The organism is Actinomadura sp. GTD37 (assembly GCF_041951365.1).
Classification (GTDB): domain Bacteria; phylum Actinomycetota; class Actinomycetes; order Streptosporangiales; family Streptosporangiaceae; genus Spirillospora.
In genome coordinates this window covers 236,311-252,216 of the sequence record NZ_JBGNUS010000008.1, presented here as the reverse complement: position 1 = coordinate 252,216, position 15,906 = coordinate 236,311, and the positions used below count along the sequence as shown (strand labels likewise).

14 protein-coding genes are annotated in these 15,906 nt (G+C 73.7%); 6 read left to right on the top strand and 8 right to left on the bottom strand.

Going from position 1 to position 15,906, the window contains the following annotated elements; translation table 11 throughout:
* Positions 1-211 precede the first annotated feature (211 nt).
* From infB to rimP, 4 genes are all read right to left on the bottom strand, one after another.
* Positions 212-3,322, bottom strand: coding sequence for a translation initiation factor IF-2 (gene infB / locus ACA511_RS33290; protein WP_375028653.1), 3,111 nt, complete (start codon positions 3,320-3,322; stop codon positions 212-214).
* Between the two features lie 108 nt (positions 3,323-3,430).
* Positions 3,431-3,733 carry a YlxR family protein gene (locus tag ACA511_RS33285; protein WP_375028652.1) on the bottom strand — a complete coding sequence of 101 codons (303 nt, stop codon included), beginning with the start codon at positions 3,731-3,733 and terminating at the stop codon, positions 3,431-3,433.
* Positions 3,734-3,737: 4 nt separating this feature from the next.
* A complete protein-coding gene (nusA, locus tag ACA511_RS33280; protein ID WP_375028738.1) occupies positions 3,738-4,787 on the bottom strand; it encodes a transcription termination factor NusA in 1,050 nt (349 codons plus the stop codon).
* A gap of 25 nt (positions 4,788-4,812) precedes the next feature.
* A complete protein-coding gene (gene rimP / locus ACA511_RS33275; protein ID WP_375028651.1) occupies positions 4,813-5,484 on the bottom strand; it encodes a ribosome maturation factor RimP in 672 nt (223 codons plus the stop codon).
* A 273-nt stretch (positions 5,485-5,757) separates the two neighbouring features.
* On the opposite strand from rimP, the gene ACA511_RS33270 reads away from it, so the two are divergent.
* The 3 genes from ACA511_RS33270 to ACA511_RS33260 all read left to right on the top strand — a co-directional run bounded on the left by ACA511_RS33270 (position 5,758) and on the right by ACA511_RS33260 (position 8,387).
* Positions 5,758-6,723 (top strand): DUF4439 domain-containing protein, encoded by a 966-nt coding sequence (locus tag ACA511_RS33270; RefSeq protein ID WP_375028650.1) that lies wholly within the window; start codon positions 5,758-5,760, stop codon positions 6,721-6,723.
* An 80-nt stretch (positions 6,724-6,803) separates the two neighbouring features.
* Positions 6,804-7,190, top strand: a complete 387-nt coding sequence (locus ACA511_RS33265; protein ID WP_375028649.1) for a hypothetical protein — start codon at positions 6,804-6,806, stop codon at positions 7,188-7,190.
* Positions 7,191-7,286: 96 nt separating this feature from the next.
* Positions 7,287-8,387: a TRM11 family SAM-dependent methyltransferase gene (locus ACA511_RS33260; RefSeq protein WP_375028648.1), complete on the top strand. Its 1,101-nt coding sequence runs from the start codon at positions 7,287-7,289 to the stop codon at positions 8,385-8,387.
* A gap of 5 nt (positions 8,388-8,392) precedes the next feature.
* Here ACA511_RS33260 and ACA511_RS33255 read toward each other — a convergent pair whose 3' ends face one another.
* Complete coding sequence (locus ACA511_RS33255; protein ID WP_375028647.1) at positions 8,393-9,094, bottom strand: HAD family hydrolase; 702 nt, start codon at positions 9,092-9,094, stop codon at positions 8,393-8,395.
* 105 nt (positions 9,095-9,199) lie between these two features.
* Here ACA511_RS33255 and ACA511_RS33250 point away from each other — a divergent pair, with 105 nt between their 5' ends.
* The 3 genes from ACA511_RS33250 to ACA511_RS33240 all read left to right on the top strand — a co-directional run bounded on the left by ACA511_RS33250 (position 9,200) and on the right by ACA511_RS33240 (position 12,420).
* Positions 9,200-10,756 carry a hypothetical protein gene (locus tag ACA511_RS33250; protein ID WP_375028646.1) on the top strand — a complete coding sequence of 519 codons (1,557 nt, stop codon included), beginning with the start codon at positions 9,200-9,202 and terminating at the stop codon, positions 10,754-10,756.
* Positions 10,757-10,843: 87 nt separating this feature from the next.
* Complete coding sequence (locus ACA511_RS33245; protein WP_375028645.1) at positions 10,844-11,113, top strand: hypothetical protein; 270 nt, start codon at positions 10,844-10,846, stop codon at positions 11,111-11,113.
* Positions 11,114-11,226: 113 nt separating this feature from the next.
* Entirely contained in the window at positions 11,227-12,420 is a 1,194-nt protein-coding gene (locus ACA511_RS33240; protein WP_375028644.1) for a YbhN family protein, read from the top strand.
* Between the two features lie 28 nt (positions 12,421-12,448).
* Here ACA511_RS33240 and ACA511_RS33235 read toward each other — a convergent pair whose 3' ends face one another.
* The 3 genes from ACA511_RS33235 to ACA511_RS33225 all read right to left on the bottom strand — a co-directional run bounded on the left by ACA511_RS33235 (position 12,449) and on the right by ACA511_RS33225 (position 15,906).
* A complete protein-coding gene (locus ACA511_RS33235) occupies positions 12,449-13,675 on the bottom strand; it encodes an ROK family protein (protein ID WP_375028737.1) in 1,227 nt (408 codons plus the stop codon).
* The gene (locus tag ACA511_RS33230; RefSeq protein WP_375028643.1) at positions 13,675-14,433 is read right to left on the bottom strand and encodes an ATP-binding cassette domain-containing protein; all 759 of its coding nucleotides are present in this window, start codon (positions 14,431-14,433) and stop codon (positions 13,675-13,677) included. Before ACA511_RS33230 ends, ACA511_RS33235 begins: the two co-directional genes overlap by 1 nt.
* 189 nt (positions 14,434-14,622) lie before the next feature.
* A complete protein-coding gene (locus ACA511_RS33225; protein WP_375028642.1) occupies positions 14,623-15,906 on the bottom strand; it encodes a sugar ABC transporter permease in 1,284 nt (427 codons plus the stop codon).

The following is a 15,906-nucleotide window of genomic DNA, read 5'->3' as shown; positions in this document are numbered from 1 at the left end:
CGGGATCTTTCGAAGATTGAACGACGGGGGTCGCCCGCCGTGTTCCCGGCCGCGCCCGCGGGCGGCGGACGGGCCGGACATGACGGACGCCAGGCTAGAAGATCCGCCTGGCGTCATGTCACTCGATTTCAACGACCGCATCGGCGACGAGCGGGCCGCCGCGCGGACCCGGCCCGGGAGGGGCCGGGACCGCGCGGACGTGCCGGCTGCCTCAGACGCGGGGCTTCTCCCGCATCTCGTAGCACTCGACGACATCGCCGAGCTTGATGTCGTTGTACCCCACGCCGATACCGCACTCGAAGCCCTCGCGGACCTCGGTCGCGTCGTCCTTGAAGCGCCGCAGCGACGACACCGTGAGGTTGTCGGAGATGACGACGCCGTCGCGGATGAGACGGGCCTTGGCGTTGCGCTGGATGATCCCCGAGGTGACCATCGAACCGGCGACGTTCCCGATCCGCGGCACCTTGAAGATCTCCCGGACCTCGGCGGTGCCGAGCTGGACCTCCTCGAACTCCGGCTTGAGCATGCCCTTGAGGGCCGCCTCGATCTCGTCGATCGCCTGGTAGATGACCGAGTAGTACCGGATGTCGACGCCTTCGCGGTCGGCCAGCTCCTGCGCGTTGCGCTCGGGCCGCACGTTGAAGCCGATGATGACCGCGCCCTCTTCGGACGCCAGCGACAGGTTGACGTCGTCCTGCGTGATCGCGCCGACACCGCGGCGGATGATCCGCAGGCTGACCTCTTCGCCCACGTCGATCTTGAGGAGCGAGTCCTCCAGCGCCTCGACCGAACCGGACACGTCGCCCTTGAGGATGAGCAGCAGTTCCTGCCGCTTGCCCTCCTGGAAGTCCTTGAACAGTTCTTCGAGGGAGCTGCTCTTGCGGCTCTTGAGCAGTTCGGCGTTGCGCTTGCGCGCGACCCGCTTGTCGGCGATCTGCCGGGCGACCCGGTCGTCGTCGACGACCAGGAAGTTGTCGCCCGCGCCGGGCACGGCCGCGAGGCCGAGCACCATCACCGGACGGGACGGGCCCGCCTCCTCGACGCTGTTGCCGTTCTCGTCGAGCATCGCCCGGACGCGGCCGCTGGCCACGCCGCAGACGATCGAGTCGCCGACCCGCAGCGTGCCGCGCTGGACCAGCACGGTCGCCACGGCGCCCCGGCCCTTGTCCAGGTGGGCCTCGATGGCCGAGCCCTGGGCGGGCATGTCGGGGTTGGCCTTCAGGTCGAGCTCGGCGTCGGCGGTCAGCACGACCGCCTCCAGCAGCCCATCGATGTTCGTGCCCTGCTTGGCGGACACGTCGACGAACTGGGTGGTGCCGCCGAACTCCTCGGCGACCAGGCCGTACTCGGTGAGCTGCGCCCGGACCCGGTTCGGGTCCGCGCCCTCGACGTCGATCTTGTTGACCGCGACGACGATCGGGACCCCGGCCGCGGTGGCGTGGTCGATCGCCTCCGTGGTCTGCGGCTTGACGCCGTCGTCCGCGGCGACCACCAGCACCACCAGGTCGGTGGTGTCGGCACCGCGGGCACGCATGGCGGTGAACGCCTCGTGGCCCGGGGTGTCGATGAAGGTGATCTTGCGCTCCTCGCCGTCCACCACGGTCTCGACCTGGTAGGCGCCGATGTGCTGGGTGATGCCGCCGGCCTCGCCCGCCTGCACGTTGGCGTGCCGGACGGCGTCCAGCAGCTTGGTCTTGCCGTGGTCGACGTGGCCCATGACGGTGACGACCGGCGGACGCGACTGGAGGTTCTCCTCGCCGCCCTCGTCCTCGCCGTACTCGATGTCGAACGACTCGAGCAGCGCGCGGTCCTCGTCCTCGGGGCTGACGACCTGGACGTCGAAGTCCAGTTCGGCCCCGAGCAGCATGAGGTCGTCCGGGTCGACCGACTGGGTCGCGGTGACCATCTTCTGGAGATGCATCATGATCGCGACGAGCGACGCCGGGTTGGCGCCGATCTTCTCGGCGAAGTCGGTCAGGGTCGCGCCCTGCGGCAGCCGGATCGTCCGGCCGTTGCCGCGCGGAGCCGAGACGCCGCCGGCGGCGGGCGCCTGCATGTTCTCGAACTCTTGACGACGCGCCCGCTTCGACTTGCGTCCGCGTGCGGGACGTCCGCCGGGACGGCCGAACGCGCCCTGCGTGCCGCCGCGACCGCGGCCGCCGCCACCCGGACGGGGACCGAAGCCGCCGCCGCCACCGGGACGACCGCCGCCACCCGCGCGGGGGGCGCCGAAGCCGCCGCCGCCACCGGGACGACCGCCGCCGCCGGGACCGCGGCCACCGCCGCCGCCACCACCGGGACGGCCACCGCCGCCGGGGCCGCGGCCGCCGCCGCCGCCACCGGGGCCGCCGCGCCCGGGGGCGCCGGCGGGCCGCGAGGACGGCATGTTCATCGGGCTCGGCCGCGGGCCGCCCGGCCGGGGCGGCATGCCCCCCGGGTTCGGGCGCGGACCGCCGGCGCCGGGCGCACCGCCCGGACGGCCGCCGCCGGGGCGCGGGCCGCCGGCGCGCTCGCCGCCGGGACGCTCCCCACCGGGACGGTCGCCGCCGGGGCGGTCACCGCCCGGCCGCGGGCCGGGACGCGGGCCCGGCTTGGGCGCCTGGCCCATGCCGGTGTTGGTCGAGCTGAACGGGTTGTTGCCCGGACGCGGCCGGCCGCCGCCTCCGCCGCTCTGCCGCGGGCCGGGGCGCGGCCCCGGCTTCGGGCCGCCCGGCGTGCGGGGACCCGGCTTCGCGCCGCCCGGCGCGCGGTTCCCGGCGCCGTTGCCGGTCGCCGGAGCGGCCGGCGGGGCGGCCGGCGGACCGGCTGCCGGACCTGCCGCGGGCGGGGCGCTCGGGGCCTGCGCCGCGGGCACGTCCACCGGCGCGCTCGGCGCCGGCGGGACGGGCGGGCGCGGACCCGGCTTGGGCATGCCGCCCTGGCCGGCTCCCTGACCGCCGCCGGCTCCCTGGCCGCCGCCGGTTCCCTGACCGGCGGGGGCGCCGGAGGCCGGCTTGGGCGCGGGCGGGCGCGGCGCGGCGGGCCGGGGGGCCTGCTGGCGCGCACCCTGCCCGTCGGACGCGCCGCCGCCGGGCGGACCCGGACGCGGCGCGGCGGGACGCGGACCCGGACCCGAAGGTCGCTTGGGCGCGCCCCGCTTGTCCCCCTGCTTGGAGGACGAAGAAGAATTGGAGAAGGCTTCTGTCAGCCTGCGAACGACCGGCGCCTCGATCGTGGAGGACGCCGACCGGACGAACTCGCCCATTTCCTGGAGCTTGGCCATGACGACCTTGCTCTCTACACCGAACTCCTTGGCGAGTTCATATACCCGGACCTTGGCCACTGCACTCCCTACTCGGTCCGGGGGTGCGGCCTCCGGACCGTCGCTAACTTGCCGTACTCATCGCGGCGTGCTCATCGAGCGCTCATAGCAATCTCGACCTGCTTCCGACTAGACGTCGCTTACCGTTCGGCCATCCTGCTGCTGCGCGGCGCGTGCCGCAAGCCGCTCCCGCAGCGCACTGGCGTCGAGCGGCCCCGGAAGGCGAAACGCCCTCGGGAACGCCCGACGTCGCTCTGCGAGCTCGAGACACCCCAGGTCGGGATGCAGATGCGCACCCCGTCCCGGCAGCCGCCCACGGGGGTCGGGGACGATGACGCCCTCGACCGCCACAAGGCGCAGCAGGTCGGACTTGGCCGTGCGAACCCGGCAGCCCGCACACGTGCGAACAGGGGCCGCCCGGCCACGTTTCATGAGTCTACCGCGCCGAGGCGTCCGCGGGGCCGGTCGCATGCTCTCCTGACGTAGAAGATCCGGTTTCGCCGGTCTCGGCGGGCTTCACGGGCGTCTGCTCGGGCTCGGTGTCGGACCGGATGTCGATCCGCCAGCCGGTCAGCCGAGCGGCCAGCCGCGCGTTCTGCCCCTCTTTGCCGATGGCGAGGGACAGCTGGTAGTCGGGCACGATCACCCGGGCGACCCGGGCGTCGGCGTCGACGACCTCGACACTCGAAACCCGCGCGGGCGACAGGGCATTCCCGACGAGGTCGGCGGGCTCGTCCGACCAGTCCACGATGTCGATCTTCTCGCCGTGCAGCTCGGCCATCACGTTGCGGACCCGGCTGCCGAGCGGCCCGATGCAGGCGCCCTTGGCGTTCACGCCCGGCTTGCGCGAGCGCACGGCGATCTTGGTGCGGTGGCCGGCCTCGCGGGCGATCGCGGCGATCTCCACGGTGCCGTCGGCGATCTCCGGGACCTCCAGCGCGAACAGCTTGCGGACGAGGTTCGGGTGCGTCCGCGACAGCTGGATCGACGGGCCGCGGTGCCCCTTGCGGACCTGCACCACGTAGGCGCGCAGCCGCTCGCCGTGGTCGTAGCGCTCGCCCGGCACCTGCTCCTGCGGCGGCAGCACGGCCTCGATCTTGCCGAGGTCGACGAGCACGTTCCGCGGGTCCTTGCCCTGCTGGATGATGCCGCTGACGATGTCGCCCTCGCGGCCGGCGTACTCGCCGAACGTCAGCTCGTCCTCGGCGTCGCGGAGCCGCTGCAGGATCACCTGCTTGGCCGTGGTCGCCGCGATCCGGCCGAACCCGGTCGGGGTGTCGTCGTACTCGCGGAGGTCGCTGCCCTCCTCGTCGGTCTCGGTCGCCCACACGGTCACGTGCCCGCTCTGCCGGTCCAGTTCGACGCGCGCCTTCGGCGCCGCGCCCTCCGTCCGGTGGTAGGCGATCAGCAGGGCGTCTTCGATGGCCTTGACGGCCACGTCGAGCGAGATGTCCTTCTCGCTCTCCAGGCCCCGCAGGGCGGTCATGTCGATGTCCACGAGGTTCCCCCCTCTAGTCCGGCTCAGCCGGAGAACGCTTTTCCTCGGCCTTGTGGTCCAGGGGTTTGAACTCCACCTGCACACGGCCGCGCCCCAGCTCGCCCAGGCCGAACCTGCGCCGCACCGTCTCGGCGGCCTTCGGCCCGGCGGCCTTGCCCCCGGCCTTCGCGCCGCTCTTCGCCCCGGCGCCCGCCCCGGCTCCCTTGCCCCGGCGCTTCTGGACGACGTCGATCTCGACGGCCTCGTCGTCGGCCGCGACCACGCGGCCCTCGATCTGGCCTCCTGCGGTGAGCGGGGCGACGACCAGCCGGCCGACGGCGCGACGCCAGTGCCGCGGCTCGGTGAGGGGGCGGTCGACGCCCGGCGAGGTCACCTCCAGCACGTACGGCGAGGTCCCCATGACGTCGGACTCGTCGAGCAGCCCGGAGACCGCCTCGCTCACCCGGGCGACGTCGTCGAGGCTGACCCCGTCGTCCCCGTCCACGACGACCCGGACGAGCCGGCGGCGCCCGGCCGGGCGCACGTCGACCTCCTCCAGGTCGAGGCCCAGCTCGGCCACGGCGGGTGCGAGCAGCCCGGTCAGCTCTGTGACGGCGGCGTCGCGGGCGGGGCGCGCGGCGTCGTCGGGGCGCCGCCCGGCGGCGCGCCCGCCCTGAGCGCGGCCACCGCGGGACTCGACGCTCATGGGCCCTCCTCGTTTTCCCTCTGTTGTCATGTCTGCGATCGCGGATGTCACCGTTCGTCCGACGACACCTCAAGACTATCGACAGCCGGGGACCGCGGCGGTCTTTCGGACGGCTCACCGGCGCGGCGGATATGGAATGCTTGAGCTGGCCCGATGGACGCGTCCAGGCCGGGGACCGCGGCGGGCCGCCACCACGTCCGCCGAGAAACTCCGCCACGAAGCTCCACCACCGTGCTCAGCCACCGTGCTCCACCACCGGGTGAGGAGTCTGCCTTGCCAGAGGCGATGCCGCGGCGCGCGCTGCTGCTCGGCGGCGGGGCCGCGCTGGTCCTGCCCTGGCTCTCGGGGTGCGCCGCCGAGGCGGCCCAGCCGTCCGGGCCCGCGCGCGGCGACGTGCCCGTGCTCGTCGGCGCGATCGCGTCCGAGCAGAATCTGATCGCCGCGTACGAGGCGGCGCGGTCGGCGCGACCGGCGCTGGCCGGCCGCCTCGATCCCGTCCTCGCCCACCACCGGGAGCACCTGGCGGTGCTGAAGCGCCATTACGTGCCCGGTTCCGGCGACCGCGCGGACGAAGGGGGCGCCCTCCCGCCGCCCCCCGGCCCGCCCACGGCGTCCCAGGGCTCCCCTCTCGCCGAGCTGCGCGCCGCGGAGGACCGCGCGGCACGGGGGCGGATCGCCGACGCCGCCAAGGCCGGCCCCGCGCTCGCGCAGCTGCTCGCCAGCATCGGGGCCTGCGAGGCGGGCCACGCGGGGGTGGCGGGGGGCGGGGTCCCGGCCGTCCGGTCGACGTCCGGGGCGGAGGCGGTGCAGACCGCGCTGGCCGCCGAGCACGCGGCCGTGTACGGGTACGGGGTGCTCGGCGCCCGGCTGAGCGGGACGCTCCGCGCGACCGCCAAGGACATGTGGAACGAGCACCGCGCCCAGCGGGACGAGCTGCGGTCGATCCTCACCGCCGAGCCCGTCCAGGCGGCGACCGCCTACCGGCTGCCGGTCAGGGTCACGTCCACGCGCACCGCGGCGCGGCTCGCGGCGGCGCTGGAGGACGGCCTCGTCCCCGCCTATGTCGGTCTCGCCGGCGTCTCCTCCCCCGGCCTGCGGGCCTTCGCCGCCGACAGCGCGCGGCGGGCGATGGCGCGGTCGGCCCGGTGGCGCGCGAGGGCGGGCGGCGCGGCGCCGCGCGACGCGTTCCCCGGGCTGCCGGCCGCGGCCCTGGCGCCGCGCCCCGAACCCGGTGAGTGATCTTCCACACGACGGGAACGATGCGCGGGATCGATCGCGTTGGTCCCGGTGCGGGGACTACTCGGGGGAGGAGCCCAGACGTGACCACTGATCCGCGGGAGGGCGGGCGAAGCGCCCTCGACGAGCTGCGGGACACCTACCGCGAACAGCTGGACCGGCTGGCGGCCGAGCGCGACGCCGCGCGGCGCCAGGCGCGCAGGGCGCAGGCGCAGGCCGACGTGGCGCGCGCCGATCTGGCCAGCCTCCAGAGCCGCGTGCGGGAACTGCTGACCGCCGCGTCGCGGCACCTTCCGGACCTGCCGGCCGTGGAGGGCCCGGCCAGGCCGGAGCTCCCCGCCGGTGCGGCGCACGCGCTGCCCGCCGATCCTGACGCTCCCGCGGCGCCCGACGCGGCTGACGCGACTGGGAACGACACGTCCGAGAACGACGGCGGAGCGCGTCCCGACCGTCCTGTGCGGGCGGCCTGACCCGGGAGGAACGGCCCACCCAAGGGCCGTGCGGGGGCCGCCGGGAGCGTTCGGCCCCGGCGGTCTCCGCTCTCGGAATCCCTTAGGGTTCTGCGAATGACCGAGTACGGCCTCCTCGTCTCCCCCTCGCACAACCGCGTCTACGCCCAGGCGGCGGCCGATCTGGTGAAGGCCGAACTGACCGTGTTCAGTGAGAGGGCCCTCGGCGGGCGCGTTCGCGACGTCCGGGAGACGGTGATGGGCGGCGTCCCGTACGTGGCGTTCTCCGCCGACGGGCTCACGGAGCAGGACGTCCGCCTCCTGTCGAACCTCTCGTCGCTCTACGCGCTGTTCCAGTTCGAGGGCGAGCTGCTCCGCCCGGTCATGCTGCAGCCCCTCGACGTGTTCGGCAGCGACCTGCTCACCATCCAGAAGTACCCCGGCAAGACGAACGAGTACTTCACCAAGCTGCTGCTGAACGTCACGGCCATGGCGACGGATTCGCCCATGGACCTGCTGACCGGCCGTCCCCGCGTCCTCGACCCCATGTGCGGACGGGGCACGACCCTCAACCAGGCCATGATGTACGGCCTGGACGCCGCCGGGATCGACATCGACGGCAAGGACTTCGACGCCTACGCGGCCTTCATCAAGACCTGGCTGAAGAACAACCGGGTCAAGCACCAGGCCGAGATCACGAACATCCGGCGGGAGAAGGCCGTCCTCGGGCGCCGCCTCAACGTGACGCTGGGGGCGTCCAAGGAGCGCTACAAGAGCGGCGAGACGATGGAGATCACCGTCGTGAACGCCGATTCCGTCGGGGCCGGGAAGTTCTTCCGCCCCGCCTCCTTCGACCTGGTCGTGACCGACGCGCCGTACGGCGTCCAGCACGGCAGCCGGCACGGCCGGGCGGGGGGCGCCCCCCGCCCGGCCGCCAAGGGCGCGCAGCACGGGGGCAGGGGGAGGCCGCAGCTGTCGCGCAGCCCCGTCGACCTGCTGGCGGCCGCCGTGCCCGAGTGGGCGCGGCTGCTGCGGCCGGGCGGCGCCATCGGGATCTCCTGGAACACGTTCGTCGGCCGCCGCGAGGAACTCGCCGGGATCCTCGCGTCCAGCGGCCTGGACGTCCAGGACGGCGATGCCTACCGGGGCTTCCGGCACCGCGTGGACCAGGCCATCTCCCGCGACCTCATCGTGGCGCGCAAGCCCTCAGGGACGTGATCCGCTCACGCTGAGCACCACTGCTCCACGTGCGGGAGCAGTTCGTCCAGGCCGCGGATGCGGGCGTCTGGCGGCCGGAGGCCGGGGCGGTCGAAGGCGTGGGTGGTCTGGTGCAGGATCTGGACGGCGCGCAGGCCGGCGGACTTGGCGCCGTGGATGTCGTCGTAGGGGCGGTCGCCGACGAAGACGCAGGACGCGGGGTCGGTGGCGCCGACGGCGTCCATGGCGGCGCGGAAGGCCCCGGCGTGCGGCTTCGTCCAGGGGATCTCGCTGGAGTAGACGGCGCCGTCGAGCAGGTGGAGGACGTCGTCGCGGGCGAAGACGCGCTCGTGCCACTCGCGCGACCAGATGGTGTTCGACAGGACGCCGACCTTGATGCCGCGCTCGCGGAGGGTGTGGAACAGGCCGGGGACGGCGGGGTCGGTGTGGGTGTGCGGGGTCCAGGTCTCGAAGTGCGTCGCGAGGAGTTCCTCGGAGAGTTCCACGCCCGCCATCTCGAAGGCCTCGGCGAGCGTGGCGCTGCGGTGCTCCTCGGTACCGCGGCGCCACAGCTCCAGCTCGGCGTCGGCGAGCGCGGCGGCGGCCTTCTCGACGGCGCCGGCGGGCAGGTGGGCGGAGCAGATCGCGCGCCACATGTCGGCCAGTTCGAGGTCGTGCCAGGGGGTCAGCGTGCCGCCCCAGTCGAAGATCACAGCTTGTACGCCCATGAACCGGATCGTAACCATACGAGCGGATCGGACGATCATCCTTTACCCTGTGGATCGTCCCGGAGGGCGCGACCGGGCCGCCGCACGCCCGTCTAGGAGCCCTCCATGCGCAGACGCCCGCTCGCCGCCCTCCTCGCCCTCGCCCTGGCCGGCGCCCTCGCCGGCGTCGCGGCGCCGGCGGCGGCGGACCCGATCCCCGACGGGCCCGGCCGCGGCTTCGTCCCGGCGTACGTCGGCGGCCCGGCCGCGCCGCAGCCGCTCGCCGGGCGCCCGGTTCCGGCCAACCCGCACCAGGGTCCGGTGGGGACGTCGTCCATGCACGCCGACAGCTACGCGTCCGACACCTACCCGTTCGCGGGGCCGCTCGGCCGCGCTCCCGAGGTGCTCGGCGAGGCCAAGGGCGGCGGCCTGCCGGGGCTGTGCTCGACGGTGACGTTCGCCCGCCGGACGGGCCTGATCGTCGCGCAGTGCACGCGCGGGCAGAACTTCGTCCTGCGGCTGATCGACCCGACGACGCTGAAGGACCTCGCGACGTACGACCTGCCGCCGAGGCCGTCGACCGTCCAGGCGGTGTTCTCGCTGAGCCTGGACAAGGTGCTCACCGACACCTCGGGCGGGGCCTACTACTACCTGGACCCGCAGGACCGCGCCGTCCTGGCCGACTCGGCGTTCCATCTGCGCCGCTTCGCGCACGACAAGGGGCCGGACGGCAAGTGGCGCTTCACGGTGACCGACGACTGGGACCTGAGCGGGTACCTCCCCCACGACTGCGCGGCCTGGACGAATCCGTGGCCGAAGGGCGAGTGCGATCCCATCACGGCGGTCGGGCCCGACTGGGGCGGCCTGATCTGGTGGATCACGCGGAACGGGCGGGTCGGCACGGTGGACCCGGAGTCCGGCACGGTCCGGATGACGCGGCTCGCCGGTGAGAGCATCCAGAACTCGTTCGCCGCCGCCGAGGACGGCGTCTCGGTCGTCTCCGACCATGCGCTCTACCGGATGCGGGCCGACGCGAGCGGCATGCCGGAGGTCGTCTGGCGGCAGCCCTACGACCGGGGCACCGGACGCAAGCCCGGCCAGATCGACCAGGGTTCGGGGACGACTCCCACGTTCTTCGGCGACGGCTACGTGGCCATCACCGACAACGCCGACGACCGCATGCACGTGATCGTCCGCCGCCGGGACGACGGCGGGCTCGTGTGCCAGATCCCCGTGTTCGCCAGCGGAGCGAGCGCGACGGACAACTCCCTCATCGGCTACGGCGACAGCCTGTTCGTCGAGAACAACTACGGCTACCGCAATTTCTTCGAGCTTCCGCCGGGAGGGTCGTCCGTGGGCGGTGTCAGCCGCGTGGACGTGAAGCCGGGCGGGCAGGGCTGCGAGACCGTCTGGACGAGCGCGGAGCGGTCGCCGTCCACCGTGGCCAAGGTCTCCGTTCCCGCCGGGCTCCTCTACCTCTACACCAAGGAGCCCCGCAAGGACCTCCTGGACGCCTGGTACCTGACCGCGGTGGACGTCCACACAGGCCGGACCGTCTACAAGGTGCTCACCGGCATGGGCAAGTGGTTCGACAACAACTGGGCGCCCATCAACATCGGCCCGAACGGGACCGCGTACGTCGGCGTCCTCGGCGGGCTGGTCGCCGTCCGCGACCGGGAGTAGGGACGCCGTCCGCGACCGGGAGTAGGGACGCGGTCAGCGGGGATACCGGTTCGATCAGGCGAAACCGATGCGAACCGGGAGGAATATATGAGGGCGCGCAGGCCCGGTGAGTCCCGCGACTTCCGCGAGGACATCGACGACATGGGCGACAACGATCAGGACGAGGAGATCGCCCTGACCGAGGAGTACGTGACCGATCCGCCCGAGGACCTGGTGATCGAGGAGCCCACGCAGAGCAGGGACGGCCTCGGCATCACCGAGTACGAGCGGCAGGTGGCCAGGGACGGCGACGACGAGCGCCCCCGTCCGGACACCGCCGCCGAGTCCGACGCGGTGAACCCCACCCGCAGGCCGTGACCGCGTGACCCCTGTGGCGGGGGTCTCTTTGCGGTTCGTTTTCGCACCGAGGGGAATGTCATAGGCGGGCCGTAGGTTGCGCAATGCGGGCGAGCTTGCGAGGTGACCGGGACATGCATGAGACAGTCACGGCACCGGTCAGCCCCCCGGCCGACGCCGACCCCCCGCTCCCGCTCCAGGACGCGCGGGCACGGCGTCCCTGGTGGCGGCGCAACGCGGGCCGGATGGTCCAGTGCGCGCTGGTCCTGGCCGTGCTCGCCGCCCTCCCGCTCTACGCCGACGAGCTTCCCGACCTCGGCGCCGTCTGGTCCGCCGTGTCGCACGCCGACCCCGGCTGGCTCACCATGGTCGTGCTGGCCGTGGCCGGGTCGATGGGCGCGTTCGCCCGGCTGCAGCGCCGGCTGCTGCGCGTCGGCGGCCTGCGGATGCCGCTGCGCCGCGCGTTCGCGATCACCTACGCGGGCAACGCGCTGTCGACGACGCTGCCGGCGGGCCCGGCGGTGAGCGTCGTGTACACGTTCCGGCAGTTCCGCCGCGGCGGGGCGTCGGCGCGGCTCGCCACCGCGGTGATCCTGGCCGGCGGCGTCATCACCACGACCGCCTACTCGCTGGTCGGCCTGCTGGCGCTGCTCGCCGACCCGCACGCGCGCGGGCCGGCGCTGACCGCGCTGGCCGTCCCGCTGGTCCTCGCGGTGCTGCTCGTCCCCGTGCTGCGCCGGCCCGGGCCGCGCGCCCTGGTCGCGGCGCCGCTGCGCCGCGGCTACCGGTTCGCCCTCGCCCACCCGGGCATCGCGCCGTACGCCGAGCGGCTGGCCGGCATCCGCGACGTGCTGCGCCCGACCCGCCGCGACTGGGCGGCGCTCGCCTCGCTCGCCCTGCTGAACTGGCTGTTCGACATCCTGGCGCTGCTGTCGGCGGCGCACGCGGTCGGCATCGACGTCCCGCCGAACGGCGTCGCCCTCGCCTACTTCGCCGCCCAGGCGGCGGGCAGCGTGCTGCCGCTGCTGCCGGGCGGCCTCGGCGCGATCGAGGGCAGCATGGCCGCCTCCCTGGTCGCGTTCGGCGCCACCCTGTCCCCCGCCGCCGCGGCCGTGGGCGTCTACCGCCTCGTGTCCTACTGGGCCGTCGTCGCGGTCGGCTGGCTGGCCTGGGCGACCCTGCACGAGCACGCCCGCCTGGGCGCGCGGATCAGGTCCAGCCTCACCTCCGCCGGCAACCTCCTGATGGACGGCATGACCGCCTTCGCGTTCGTCGCGCCCTACGGCGCCGTCCCGCTTCAGCCCCAGGCCAAGCACCCCAACCCGTGAGCCGCCCCGGAGCCCCGGCCCGCCGCCGTCAGACGGGGGTGTCCTCGGGGGCGCGCAGGCGCGTCAGGACCTGGACGGGGTCGGCCAGCACCTCCGCGAACGCGAACTCGGCGGCGCCGACGAGGGTGGTGTCGTCGCCGAGCGCGGCGGTGCGGAGCCTGACCTTCTCGCGGGGCGCGGCGAGCGCTCCGGTGGCGAGCACGCTGCGGATCTGCGCCGCGGCGCCGAGATAGATGTCGCGGAGCGTCCCGCCGAAGACGATCATGCCCGGGTTGAACACGTTGACGAGGCTGGCGACGCCGAGACCGAGCCAGGTGCCGACCCGGTGCAGCGCCTCCCGCGCCGCGATGTCGCCCGCGTCGGCGGACGCGAGCACGTCGCGGACCGCGTCCCGTCCCGCCTGCCCCGGAACCTCCTCGCGGCCGGCGTGGTGCAGCAGCGCCCGCTCGCCCACCTCGGCCTCCAGGCAGCCCTTCGAGCCGCAGGCGCAGCGCCGGCCCCCGGGGTTGATGATCATGTGGCCGATCTCGCCGCCGAACCCCTCGTCGCCGCCGAGCAGCCGCCCGTGCGCGACGATGCCGCCGCCGACGCCGACGTCGCCGTGCAGGTAGATGAGGTTGTCGCAGTTCACGCCGACGCCGCGCTCGTGCTCGGCCAGGGCGCCGAGGTTGGCGTCGTTGCACACCGAGACGGAGATGCCGAGGCCGAGGCGGCGCGACAGCACGTCGCCGAGCCGCACGTCGCCGACGTCCAGGTTGGGGCCGAACATGATGGTGTCGTCGGCGCGGCGGACGGTGCCCGGGAAGCCGAGGGCGGCGCCGACGCAGACGGCGTCGCGTTCGGCCTTGCGGACCAGGGACCGGGCGCCCGCGACGAGCGCGCCGAGCAGCTCGGCCGGGTCGGAGTCGCGGGCCCGCACGCCCTCCCGGCGGTCCAGGACGACGCCGCCGAGGCCGACGCGGGCGACGACGAGCCGGTCGACGCCGACCTCGAACGCCAGCACGTACACGCGGGTCGACTCGGGCCGCACGACGAGGGAGGGCCGCCCGGCGCGCCGGCCGGGGCCGCGCGGCAGCTCCTCGCGGACCAGCCCGGCCGCGGTGAGGTCGGCCGTCAGCGCCATGATCGTGCTGCGGTTGAGGCCGAGCGACTCGGCCAGCACGGCCCGGGACGCCGGTCCGCGCAGGTGCACGAAGCGCAGCAGCGTGCCGAGGTTGTGCCGCCGGATGTCCTCCTGTGACGGGCCCGCCTTCATCATCGGCGCAGCCCCAGCTCTCCCCCGGTGCCCGAGGTGATCAGCTCGACGACCTGCCGGTGGGTGACGTCGGCCGTCCTGACCTGGGCGACCATCCGGCCGAGGTAGAGCGCGGCGATCCGGTCGGAGATCGCGAAGACGTCGTTCATGTTGTGCGAGATCAGCACGACGGCGAGGCCCTTGTCGGCGAGCCGCCGGACGAACTCCAGCACCTGCTGGCTCTGCGCGATGCCGAGCGCGGCGGACGGCTCGTCCAGCACGACGACCTTGGCGTCCAGCAGGACGGCGCGGGCGATCGCGACGATCTGCCGCTGCCCGCCCGACAGGGTGGCGACCCGCCGCCGGACCGAGCCCAGCGTGCGGACGGCGAGCCCCGACAGCGCGGTGCGCGCCGTCTCCTCCATCATGTCCTCGTCGAGGGTGAGGCCGCTGCGCCGCTCCCGGCCGAGGAAGAGGTTCTGGACGACGTCGAGGTTCTCGCACAGCGCGAGGTTCTGGTGGACGATCTCGATGCCGAGCCGGGTGGCCGCCCGCGGGCTGCCGAGCCGCACCGGCTCGCCCTCGAACCGGTACTCGCCCTTGTCGATGGAGTGGATGCCGCCGATGCAGTTGACCAGCGTGGTCTTGCCGGCGCCGTTGTCGCCGACGAGCGCGGTGATCTCACCGGGGTAGGCGGAGAACGACACGTCGTGGAGGACCCTTACGGAACCGAAGCTCTTCTCGATGCCGCGCAGGTCGATGGCTGGCGTCACTGACATGCCGAGGGGCTCCCACCGTGCCGCACCGCCGCCGCGCGCCAGGCGGGCGTGATCAGTGAGAGTATCAGCCGCGCTCGCGCCGCCGGTACCGCCGGAAACCCCGTCCGGCCACGTCTGGGAGCCGATGGCGCGGGCCACCGGCTCCCGGGCGTCCCCGGCCGCGTTCACGGGGTCACCGGGCCCGCGGGCTCATCGCCCGGCGGACGTCCGCCGGCGCCTGGCCAGCGCGTCCATGGTGGCGGCGAGCAGGAGCACCACCCCGGTGATGAGGAAGCTCAGGTAGGCCTTGGTGCCGAGCAGGCCCAGCCCGTTCTCGATGATCGCGATGACGAGCCCGCCGAGGATGGCGTCGCGGGCCTTGCCGCGCCCGCCGAACAGGCTCGTCCCGCCGATGACGGCGGCGCCGACCGCGTACAGCAGCGTGTTGCCCGCGCCCGCGTTGACGGCGACCGAGTTGAGCCGGGACGCGGCCACGATGCCGCTCACCGCCGCCAGCCCGGACCCGATCATGAAGACGGAGATCCGGATGCGGACCACGTTGATGCCGGCCCGGCGCGCGGCCTCGGCGTTGCCGCCGACGGCGTAGATGTGCCGGCCGTAGGCGGTGCGGCCCAGCACGAACGTGCAGATGATCAGCAGGATGCCGACGAGCAGGACGCCCCACGGGATGCCGCCCAGCGTGATCAGCGGGCTCGGCGCGCGGTCCTGGCTGAGCACGAAGGTGCTGATCAGCAGCGCGGCGGAGACGACGCCGGACTGGGCGAGCACGAACTCGATCGGCTTGGAGTGCAGTTCGCGGACGCGCTGCCGGCGCCAGCGCAGCACCTGCGTCGCGGTGTAGCCGGCGGAGCAGGCCACGGCGAGCGTCCAGCCGAGCCAGATCGGCATGTTCTTGGTGGCGAGCGCCACGATGACCTCGTCGCGGACGGGCACGGTGCCGCCCTCGCCGATCAGCCGCAGCGTGATGCCCTGCAGCCCGAGGAAGAACGCGAGCGTGACGACGAACGACGGTATTCGCAGGACGGAGACGAGCCAGCCGATCACCGTGCCGATGATGATGCCGGTCGCCACCGCGCTGATGATCGCGACGTACCAGGGCTGGCCGCCGTCCACGAGGATCTTGGCCATGACGGCGGCGCTGAGCCCGCTCGCCACGCCCGCCGCCAGGTCGATCTCGCCCACCAGCAGGACGAACACCAGACCCATCGCGAGGATCGTGATGGGCAGCGCCTGGGTCGACAGGTTGGCGATGTTCGCCTTGCTGAGGAACGTGTCGGGCTTCAGTGCGGTGAACAGGATGACCAGGGAGATCAGGCCGAGGATGGCGGGGAGCGCGCCCAGCTCACCGGCCTTGATCTTGTTCCAGTAGTCGAGCGCCGCCGACCTCATGTCGTGTTCGCGCCGGTCGGTCGCGAAGTCCGAGTCCGCCAGCTTCACGGCGGTCTCCTTCGGGCTCGGGATGTCGGTGGACAC